The organism is Macrococcus equipercicus, from assembly GCF_004359525.2.
Taxonomy (GTDB): Bacteria; Bacillota; Bacilli; order Staphylococcales; family Staphylococcaceae; genus Macrococcus; species Macrococcus equipercicus.
Map to the genome: position 1 here is coordinate 184418 of NZ_SCWC02000004.1, position 9825 is coordinate 194242.

9 protein-coding genes and 1 rRNA gene are annotated in these 9825 nt (G+C 45.4%); 2 read left to right on the forward strand and 8 right to left on the reverse strand.

Going from position 1 to position 9825, the window contains the following annotated elements:
* Nucleotides 1-126 precede the first annotated feature (126 nt).
* The 4 genes from ERX35_RS07520 to ERX35_RS07535 are packed head-to-tail and all read right to left on the reverse strand — an operon-like array spanning nt 127 to nt 4444.
* Nucleotides 127-2568: an ATP-dependent Clp protease ATP-binding subunit gene (locus ERX35_RS07520; protein WP_149459309.1), complete on the reverse strand. Its 2442-nt coding sequence runs from the start codon at nt 2566-2568 to the stop codon at nt 127-129.
* Between the two features lie 12 nt (nt 2569-2580).
* Complete coding sequence (locus ERX35_RS07525) at nt 2581-3588, reverse strand: protein arginine kinase (RefSeq protein ID WP_149459310.1); 1008 nt, start codon at nt 3586-3588, stop codon at nt 2581-2583.
* On the reverse strand, nt 3589-3969 hold the full coding sequence (locus ERX35_RS07530; protein ID WP_149459311.1) for a UvrB/UvrC motif-containing protein: 381 nt from the start codon (nt 3967-3969) through the stop codon (nt 3589-3591).
* A gap of 16 nt (nt 3970-3985) precedes the next feature.
* Nucleotides 3986-4444 (reverse strand): CtsR family transcriptional regulator, encoded by a 459-nt coding sequence (locus ERX35_RS07535; protein ID WP_149459312.1) that lies wholly within the window; start codon nt 4442-4444, stop codon nt 3986-3988.
* A gap of 206 nt (nt 4445-4650) precedes the next feature.
* Between ERX35_RS07535 and ERX35_RS07540 the strand changes: the two genes are divergently transcribed.
* Nucleotides 4651-5871, forward strand: a complete 1221-nt coding sequence (locus ERX35_RS07540; protein ID WP_149459313.1) for a NupC/NupG family nucleoside CNT transporter — start codon at nt 4651-4653, stop codon at nt 5869-5871.
* A 35-nt stretch (nt 5872-5906) separates the two neighbouring features.
* Here ERX35_RS07540 and ERX35_RS07545 read toward each other — a convergent pair whose 3' ends face one another.
* The 3 genes from ERX35_RS07545 to pdxS form a co-directional block, all read right to left on the reverse strand.
* Nucleotides 5907-6569: a nitroreductase family protein gene (locus ERX35_RS07545; protein WP_149459314.1), complete on the reverse strand. Its 663-nt coding sequence runs from the start codon at nt 6567-6569 to the stop codon at nt 5907-5909.
* A gap of 100 nt (nt 6570-6669) precedes the next feature.
* Nucleotides 6670-7230 carry a pyridoxal 5'-phosphate synthase glutaminase subunit PdxT gene (gene pdxT, locus ERX35_RS07550; protein WP_149459315.1) on the reverse strand — a complete coding sequence of 187 codons (561 nt, stop codon included), beginning with the start codon at nt 7228-7230 and terminating at the stop codon, nt 6670-6672.
* 1 nt (nt 7231) lies between these two features.
* Entirely contained in the window at nt 7232-8119 is an 888-nt protein-coding gene (gene pdxS / locus ERX35_RS07555; protein ID WP_149459316.1) for a pyridoxal 5'-phosphate synthase lyase subunit PdxS, read from the reverse strand.
* Nucleotides 8120-8220: 101 nt separating this feature from the next.
* Here pdxS and pdxR point away from each other — a divergent pair, with 101 nt between their 5' ends.
* The gene (pdxR, locus tag ERX35_RS07560; RefSeq protein WP_149459317.1) at nt 8221-9588 is read left to right on the forward strand and encodes a MocR-like pyridoxine biosynthesis transcription factor PdxR; all 1368 of its coding nucleotides are present in this window, start codon (nt 8221-8223) and stop codon (nt 9586-9588) included.
* A gap of 101 nt (nt 9589-9689) precedes the next feature.
* Here pdxR and rrf read toward each other — a convergent pair.
* Nucleotides 9690-9804, reverse strand: a 5S ribosomal RNA gene (gene rrf, locus ERX35_RS07565).
* Nucleotides 9805-9825: the final 21 nt, after the last annotated feature.

The following is a 9825-nucleotide window of genomic DNA, read 5'->3' on the forward strand; positions in this document are numbered from 1 at the left end:
TCCTGTGTCAATATGGTATTATTGTAAACTGTTTCACTCTTCAATACAATAAAACCCCTAATGCAACAGCATTAAGGGCGTTGTCCCGTGTTAATCTTACGGTCGATGATTATTTAATCAGTCAGCTTATACTTCTTCAGTGACGCGTTCTTGTTTCTCTACAGTGAACTCATCATTCTGATAATCGATGACAATGTCCTGTCCTGCTAATGTTTCGCCGCGCAGCAGTTCTTCTGACAGTTTGTCTTCGATGTTTTTCTGAATCGCACGTGCGAGTGGTCTTGCACCGTACTCAGGGTCATAACCTTCATCAGCAATCTTGCCTTTAGCCGCGTCAGTCAATGTGATGACAATGTCCTGTTCTTTCAGACGTTTCGCCAGTCCTTCGACCATAAGCGTCACGATTTCTTTCAGATGTTCTTTTTCAAGCTTGTGGAAGACGATGATGTCATCGACACGGTTCAAGAACTCAGGACGGAACTGATTTTTCAGTTCATCCATCATTGTTTTGCGGATAGTTTCATAATCCGGACCGACGTCGCTTGCACCGAAGCCGACAAACTTATTGTCTTTCAATTCCTGCGCACCGACGTTTGAAGTCATGATGATTACCGTGTTACGGAAATCAACTGTCCTGCCCTGTGAATCTGTCAGGCGACCGTCATCGAGCACTTGCAGCAGCATATTGAAGACATCCGGATGAGCTTTCTCAATTTCATCGAATAAGATGACTGAGTATGGTTTACGGCGCACTTTTTCAGTCAGCTGGCCGCCTTCTTCATGGCCGACGTAGCCTGGAGGAGAACCGACAAGACGTGACACACTATGTTTCTCCATGAACTCACTCATGTCGACGCGGATCATCGCATCTTCTTCACCGAACATCGCTTCAGCTAATGCTTTTGCAAGTTCTGTCTTACCAACACCCGTTGGCCCAAGGAAGATAAAGCTGCCGATCGGACGCTTCGGATCTTTCAGTCCGGCACGTGCACGGCGGACTGCTTTTGAGATAGATTCCACCGCATCGGACTGACCGATGACACGGTTGTGCAGAATTTCTTCAAGGTTCAGCAGTTTTGCGGATTCTGTCTCCGCGATTTTGTTCAGCGGAATTCCAGTCCACTGGGCAACGACAAGTGCGATGTCGTCAGCAGTGACTGATGACTCTGATTTCCCTTGTGTTTTCTTCCATTCTTTCTTTGTTTCATCTAACTGCTGCTCAAGCTTGGATTGTTTGTCACGCAGTGCGGCTGCCTGTTCGAACTCCTGCGAATGAACAGCGGCATCTTTTTCTTTTTTCACTTGTTCGAGTTCTGTTTCAAGCTCTTTTAAGCTTGGCGGTGTTGTATGATTACGCAGTCTCACCTTAGAACCTGCTTCATCGATCAAGTCGATCGCTTTATCCGGCAGGAAGCGGTCAGAAATGTAGCGGTCACTCATCTTCACTGCTGCTTCCAGCGCTTCGTCTGTGATTGTGATGCGGTGATGCGCTTCGTAACGGTCACGCAGTCCTCTAACGATTGCAATCGCATCTTCGACGTTCGGTTCATTGACTGTGACCGGCTGGAAGCGGCGTTCAAGCGCTGCATCTTTTTCGATGTATTTACGGTACTCTTCAAGAGTCGTCGCACCGATACATTGCAGTTCGCCGCGGGCAAGAGCAGGTTTCAGAATATTAGATGCATCAATCGCACCTTCAGCGCCGCCTGCACCGATCAATGTATGCAGCTCATCGATGAACAGAATAATGTTACCTGCTGAATGGATTTCTTCCATTACTTTTTTCAGGCGCTCTTCAAATTCCCCGCGGTATTTAGTACCTGCGACAACTGTACCCATGTCAAGACTCATGACGCGTTTATCTTTCAATGTTTCCGGTACTTCGTTATTGATGATCGCCTGTGCCAGTCCTTCAACAATCGCTGTTTTACCGACACCTGGTTCACCGATAAGCACTGGATTGTTTTTTGTCCGGCGGCTCAATACTTCGATGACGCGTGTAATTTCGCTGCTGCGTCCGATAACTGGATCCAGTACGCCGTCTTTAGCGATAACAGTCAAGTCACGGGCCAGGCCGTCAAGCGTCGGCGTTGCATGAGATTTTGCCGCCTGTGAGTTTTTCGCGCTCATTTCCGGGCTGCCGAGCAGCTTCACGACTTGTGCACGGGCTTTTGTGATGTTCAAGTCAAGGTTTGCCAGCACACGTGCCGCTACTCCTTCGTTTTCACGGATCAGGCCGAGCAGAATATGCTCTGTACCGACAAATGAGTGGTTCAGTTTACGCGCTTCGTCGAGTGACAGTTCAATGACTTTCTTCGCGCGCGGTGTATATTGAATCGTTCCTGACATTTCAGAACCGTGACCGATTAACTGTTCTACTTCTGTAATAATCTTTTCTTCTGTTACATCAAATGTTGCTAATACTTTAGCCGCAATGCCTTCCGGTTCTCTGACAAGGCCTAATAATAGATGCTCTGTACCGATATTGTTATGCTGTAACCTAATAGCTTCTTCCTGTGCGTGAGCGAGTACGCGCTGCGCACGTTCTGTTAATTTTCCAAACACGATATAGTTCCTCCTTTAAAGATGCTCTCTCAGCATCTTAGCTCGTTTTTCGTTAACGGGTATAGCTTCTTCAAGTGTTGCTAGAAATGGCGGCTGAATCGCAACCATCAGCTCGTTGAAACGAAAAGGCATCGGTTCAACTATTCCCATATCGATACCCATTTTCAGTTCACTTAATCTTAAACTTGCCTCTTCAGCAGTGATCAGCTGAGCATATTTCAAAACTCCAAGGCTTCTATAGACACGGTCTGCCGTCTCGATATAATCATAATCTTTGAGGCGTTTACGCATGCCTTCTTCTTCAGTAATAATCTGCTCGACAATCTGCTTCAGATCTTCAATAATCGCTTCTTCTGTCTTACCGAGCGTCAGCTGGTTGGATACTTGGTACACGTGGCCGAGCGCCTGCGTCCCTTCACCGTAGATCCCGCGGATTGTATAGCCGAAGCGGTTAATTGCCTGGGCAATACGACCCATCCGGTTCATGATGGACAGTCCAGGCAGATGCAGCATCACACTTGCACGCAGTCCTGTCCCGATATTGGTCGGGCATGTCGTCAAGTAACCGAGCGTCTCATCAAATGACAATGTCAGTTTCTCGTCGATCAGACTGTCCACTGCTAACGCCTTGCTGTACAGTTCATCCAGTGACAGTTCAGGCCCCAGCACTTGTATACGGATATGATCTTCTTCGTTGACCATAATACTGACTGATTCATCCTCATTCAAAAACACAGCACCGTGGTCCTGGGCGAGCAGCTCCTTGCTGACTAAATGCTTGATGACCAGTATTTGACGTTCGTTTTTGTCGAGTGCGCTTAAGCGCACTTCTTCGTAATGAGGCTTGAGTACTGCTGATACTTCCTCAAGCACTTCGAGCGCAGTCTGCTCGTCATACATGAGCGGATGAACGAAGTTCTCAAGGTTTCTTGCAAGACGGATACGAGAGCTTAATATAATCGGCTGCTCGGTTTCCTGCTGCATCCAGTCGCTTAAAGTATGGCTCAAATGTTTATCCAGCATTTACTCCGCCTCGCTTTCCTTTAATGCTTTAATCTCATCTCTGACATGAACCGCCTGCTCGAAGTCCTGCAATTCTACTAGTTCCTGCAGCTTCAGTTCAAGTTCTTCAATCTTCTTGCGGCGGGCAATTTTTTCTGCTGATTTCAGTGGTGCTTTACCGACGTGCTTCTGGTTACCGGCTTGAACGCGTTCTACAATACGCGGCAAGTATGCCTGGAACGTGCTGTAGCATTTACTGCAGCCGAACTTACCGATATGCAGCGATTCACGCAGCGTCAGCCCGCAGTTCGGACAGGGTTCCTGCCGGCCGTTCAGTTCACTGGATGCCAGCAGATGCTTAAGCAGCTGGTTCATTGTAAATTCTTCTTCATTAAAGTTCATAAGCGTCCTCTCCTGACTACTGATATTGAAGCACAGTCAGCACGTTCTGCAGTATATTCGCACGTATGTGATCGCGGTACGGGACATCAACATAGAGTACGTCCCGGTGAATAGTCACAAGCAACAGACGTTTTTCGCGTAATGTAATCAGTTCGTTCTGATATAAACCTTCTATAATATGTTCAGCATTCTGCTGAGTGATCTGACTGCCAGTCATGTCTTTCAAATGATTGATGAAAGCAGACTGATTACTGGATTCAATTTTCGTGATACGTATATAGCCGCCACCACCGCGTTTACTTTCAATGGCATAACCATGTTCGTTAGTAAACCGTGTCTTAATGACATAGTTCAACTGAGATGGGACGCAATCAAATTTTTCCGCAATATGAGCGCGCTTAATCTCAACGACATCGCCGCTCTGCTCAAGCAGCTGCTTTAAATACTGCTCAATGATATCCGACATATTTTTCATGACTTCACCTCTTTTTGACCATCTTTGACTTTATTATATGAGCATTCTTTCTGAAGTGCAAACAATATGTTTTATTCTGTATTTACATACTGTTTATCATGCATTTACAAAAATTTTAAGTTTTTGTACCGCTTCCATTTTAAATGTAGTATGATATTAAAAGCGAAAAAATATAGCGCTATCAAATATAAAAGAGGTGTTAAAACTTGCAATATATAATTGGTCTTATCGGTTTAGCTGTCTTCCTGCTGCTTGCATGGGTTGTCAGTTCAGATAGAAAGAATGTCAGATGGCAGTATATCGCTATTATGATGGTTATTCAGTTTCTCCTCGCCTTCTTACTGCTTAAAACACCAGGCGGCGTATATTTAGTCAATAATCTGGCTAAAGGATTCGGTTACCTGCTAGGATACGCAGCAGAAGGTGTCAACTTCGTCTTCCCTAATATGGTGAATGTAGATAGTAAGGGCGCACCACTGAAGAACTTCTTCACGCAAGTGCTGCTGCCGATCACATTCATTTCTGCATTGATCGGTATTCTGCAGTATTTAAGACTACTACCGTTCATCATCAAATATTTAGGCCTTGCGATTTCTAAAATCAACGGTATGGGTAAGCTTGAGTCTTACAATGCAGTGGCTTCAGCCATTCTCGGTCAGTCAGAAGTCTTCATCTCATTGAAGAAGCAGCTGCCATACATTCCGAAACACCGTCTTTATACATTGACAGCGTCAGCGATGTCGACCGTATCATTATCAATTGTCGGTGCCTACTTCTCGATGATCAAACCTGAATACGTCGTGACAGCGATCGTCCTGAACTTATTCGGCGGCTTCATCATCGCATCTATCATTAATCCGTACCGCGTAACCGATGAAGAAGAAAATGAAGTCATTATGACTGAGAATGAGCATCAACAATCATTCTTCGAAATGCTCGGTGAATATATTCTCGATGGTTTCAAAGTAGCAATCATCGTCGGTGCTATGCTGATCGGTTACATCGCACTAATCGCCATGTTAAACGGCATTGTCGATGCATTCACTCCTGGCCATGTTAACTTCCAGACGATTCTCGGCTACGTCTTTGCGCCGTTTGCATTTTTAACAGGTATCCCTTGGCATGATGCTGTCCGTGCAGGATCTATCATGGCAACCAAACTTGTCTCGAATGAATTTGTAGCGATGCTTGATGTTCAAAACATCGTCAACAATAAAACAGGTGAGTTATCAGAACGTGCTATCGGTATCGTCTCAGTGTTCTTAGTGTCGTTTGCGAACTTCTCGTCTATCGGAATCATCGCAGGTGCCATCAAGTCATTGAATGACAAGCAGGGCGATGTCGTTGCCCGCTTCGGTCTGAAATTACTTTACGGTGCGACACTTGTTTCATTTATCTCTGCAACTATCGCAGGATTCTTCTTATAATAAAAAGCAGTCTGACATCAGTCAGACTGCTTTTATTATGAACTTTTACCGACAATACCGTCAGCGTCTCCGTGGTTATAGGACATAATCTCCTCTAATTCGTGACGACTACTGTCATGCGGTGCTTTCACACCTTTACCGATAGCGATGAACATGACAGGCATGTAGCGCTCTTTATTGATGGACAGTGCAGCCATCACTTCATCGCGTTCAAAGCCACCGATTGGATTTGTATCATAGCCATAATCTTTCGCTACAAGCATAAGCTGCATTGCTGCAAGATTTGCATCCATCATTCCCTGCATCTGAATATAGCTCTCGGGAGCGTTCGATAACGATTCTTTAAGAGCAGCGACGTTTGTTGTCATCACTTCCTGCGGCATATAACCAAGTTTCACGCTTTTACCATAGACCTTTTCAATATCATGAATATGCGTATTATCAGAAAGGACGAGTATAAAAGCAGCACTCGTCTCAAGCTGGCGTGTGTTGAAGCGCACGAGGTCTTTAATCGCGGCTTTTGCTTCCTCCGACTCTACAATCACAAAGCGCCACGGCTGCAAGTTAATAGATGATGGAGCTTTTGTCGCAAGGGCGATCATTTCTTCCATTTCTGCGCGTGGAATTTTAACGCTGCTGTCAAATTCCTTCACTGATTTACGGGATTCTATTGCTTCTATTAAAGATAAATTATTCATTGTTTACTCCTTAAATTATAATAAAACATTATAGCACGATATTAATTCAAGTAGAAATCATCTGTTTACAGCAAAAAAACAAGCCGCTGCTGCGGCTTGTTTATTTTGCGACCATTTCTTCGATAAAGTACTTCATTATTTTATAATCGTCGGTGAGCTCCGGATGGAATGAGATGCCGAGGTAATCGTGCTGTCTGACTGCGACCATTTTACCATCCACTTCACTGAGCACTTCGACTTCCGGTCCGACTGACGCGATATGCGGCGCCCGGATGAACACAGCATTGACTTGTTCCTCAATCCCTTTGACGTCAAGGTCTGCTTCAAAGCTGTCGACTTGGCGGCCGAATGAATTACGCTCTACTGTAATATCCATCTTCTTTAAATGACCTTCGTCATAACCGACAATATCTTCTGCCAATAGAATAAGCCCCGCACATGTGCCGTACATCGGCAGCGAACTTTGTCTTAATGATTCCGTGAAGCCGTATAAGTCCATCAGCCGGCGCATCGTCGTTGATTCACCGCCCGGCAGGACAAGGCCGTCAATATCATCGAGCTGTTCAACGCGTTTCACCGGGATTCCTGTATGACCGCTCAGCTCAATGTGCCTTAAATGCTCCCGGACTGCTCCTTGCAGTGCAAGCACTCCTATTTTCATCTTACCAGCCACGTTCCTGCATGCGCTGTTCTAGTGTCAGTGTGTTGATGTCGATGCCTTTCATTGCTGCACCAAGTTCTTTAGAAAGGTCACCAATCAACTTGTAATCCTGATAATGCGTCGTCGCCTGAACGATTGCACGCGCAAATTTCTCTGGTGATTCAGATTTGAAGATACCAGAACCGACGAATACACCGTCAGCACCGAGTTCCATCATCAGTGCAGCATCAGCAGGTGTCGCAACGCCGCCTGCAGCGAAGTTCACGACCGGCAGTTTACCGAGTGCTTTAATTTCTTTCAGCACTTCGTAAGGTGCGCCGAGTAACTTAGCTTCTGTCATGATCTCATCATCGTTCATTACTGACAGTTTACGGACTTGCGCATTCACTTTACGTAAGTGACGGACAGCTTCAACGATGTTCCCTGTACCTGGTTCCCCTTTAGTACGAAGCATTGCTGCACCTTCACCGATACGGCGGGCTGCTTCTCCTAAATCGCGGCAGCCGCAGACGAATGGCACTGTGAATTCATCTTTTTTCAAGTGGAACTCTTCATCAGCCGGTGTCAGCACTTCAGACTCATCGATATAGTCTACACCCATCGCTTCTAATACACGTGCTTCTGTAATGTGACCGATACGGCCTTTAGCCATTACCGGAATAGATACAGCGTTCATGACTTCCTCAACGATACGTGGATCAGCCATACGGGCAACGCCGCCTGCTTTACGGATATCACTTGGCACACGCTCCAGTGCCATAACAGCGACTGCACCGGCAGCTTCTGCGATTTTCGCCTGCTCTGCGTTAACAACGTCCATGATGACGCCGCCTTTTTGCATTTCAGCCATACCGCGTTTTACTTTATCAGAACCAACAATTTTAGACATTCACTACACTCCCTTTATTTCATTACATTCCTTACTGTATAATAATAACTGACATTAAAAAAGTATCAGATTTCATAAAAATAATAAGGTCAGTGATAATCATGGAACAACTCACTTATCCATTAACAGGAAATGATTTTTTATACCAGCAGCTCTATCAGTTCATTAAAGATGATATTTTAGCAGGACGTCTGACATTCGCTGAGAAACTGCCGTCCAAGCGCAAGCTGAGCCAGCATTTAAGTATCAGTCAGACGACCGTAGAAATCGCCTATCAGCAGCTTCAGGACGAAGGATTCATCTACTCGAAGCCGAAAGTCGGTTATTTTGTCGAAGATATTAAAACAGTCAATAGTGCTCCAAAAAATTCAATTGAGCTTCATCTTCCTTCAACGATAGATCATACACTTTCACTGACAATCGAAGACAGCCATCAGGCTAAGTTTCCATTCCAGCTGTTCAGAAAATATGCCCGCGATGCCTTCGAAGTAGAGAGCAGCATACTGCTTGAACGTGGGGATGCCCAGGGTGAGCCGGCACTGCGGAATGAAATCAGACGTTATCTTTACCATTCACGCGGCGTGCACTGCACCAATGAACAGATTATTATCGGCAGTTCAACAGAGCAGCTGTTTACACTTCTGACACGTCTGCTGCCGGATGCCACTTATCTTCTTGAGAATCCCGGCTACCCTTCTATCCGAAAAGTACTGCAGTACGAAAACAAGCCATTCAAAACGATTGATGTCGACGCAGAAGGAATTATCGTCAGCGAAATCCATAATCAGGGGAACATCGTGCATGTCACACCCAGCCATCAGTTTCCGACAGGTGCCGTACTGTCAGCCGGACGACGCACAGAACTGCTTGCCTGGGCAGGTAGAAACAGTGGGCACTACATTATAGAAGATGACTATGACAGTGAATTCAGATATAAAGGACGGCCGCTGAAGGCGTTGCAGGGAATGGATAACAGTCATAAGGTCATCTATATGAGTACATTTTCAAAATCTATTTTTCCAAGCATCCGGATGGCTTATTTAGTACTGCCTGAACCTCTGTTGAGACGTTATCAGCAGCTGAGTAATAAGCCGAATATCACTGTGCCGAGACATATGCAGTATATCGTCACACAGTTTATGCAGGACGGGGAGTTTGAGCGTAATATTAACCGTATGCGTAAAATTTATAAGCGTAAATCAGAACTGGCACTGAGTGCTTTAGCACACTATAAAGAAGCGATTAATATCTCCGGTGAGTTTGCAGGCATGCACTTTATAGTAGAAGTGAAGGGAAACGAAGATATCCGGCCGATTATAGACGACATGAATATTAAGATCAGCATGCTGGAAGATTATATGCAGTGCCATAAAGACAAAGCATTCAACAAATTTATACTTGGATTTGGTGGACTGGAAGACGCCGCGATAGAAGAAGTGATTACAAAGTTAATGAAGGAGTTAGTGTAATGTTCAAGGTCCCATTCGTTTATATAAACGAATGGGACCTTAAAAGAACGCAAAAAAAAGAGACCTGAACGGTCTCGATGCGGCTCATCGCAATTGTTTCTGCCCGGCAGCGTCCTACTCTCGCGGGACGTCAGTCCAACTACCATCGGCGCTAGAGAGCTTAACTTCTGTGTTCGGTATGGGAACAGGTGTGACCTCTCTGCCATCGTCACCAGACAGATGGGGTGAATTATACCC

Excerpts from the sequence above, each read along its gene's own strand:
- ERX35_RS07525 (WP_149459310.1), bottom strand. The coding sequence starts at position 3,588 with ATGCTGGATAAACATTTGAGCCATACTTTAAGCGACTGGATGCAGCAG.
- ERX35_RS07530 (WP_149459311.1), bottom strand. The coding sequence starts at position 3,969 with ATGAACTTTAATGAAGAAGAATTTACAATGAACCAGCTGCTTAAGCAT.
- ERX35_RS07535 (WP_149459312.1), bottom strand. The coding sequence starts at position 4,444 with ATGAAAAATATGTCGGATATCATTGAGCAGTATTTAAAGCAGCTGCTT.
- ERX35_RS07545 (WP_149459314.1), bottom strand. The coding sequence starts at position 6,569 with ATGAATAATTTATCTTTAATAGAAGCAATAGAATCCCGTAAATCAGTG.
- pdxT (WP_149459315.1), bottom strand. The coding sequence starts at position 7,230 with ATGAAAATAGGAGTGCTTGCACTGCAAGGAGCAGTCCGGGAGCATTTA.
- pdxS (WP_149459316.1), bottom strand. The coding sequence starts at position 8,119 with ATGTCTAAAATTGTTGGTTCTGATAAAGTAAAACGCGGTATGGCTGAA.
- pdxR (WP_149459317.1), top strand. The coding sequence starts at position 8,221 with ATGGAACAACTCACTTATCCATTAACAGGAAATGATTTTTTATACCAG.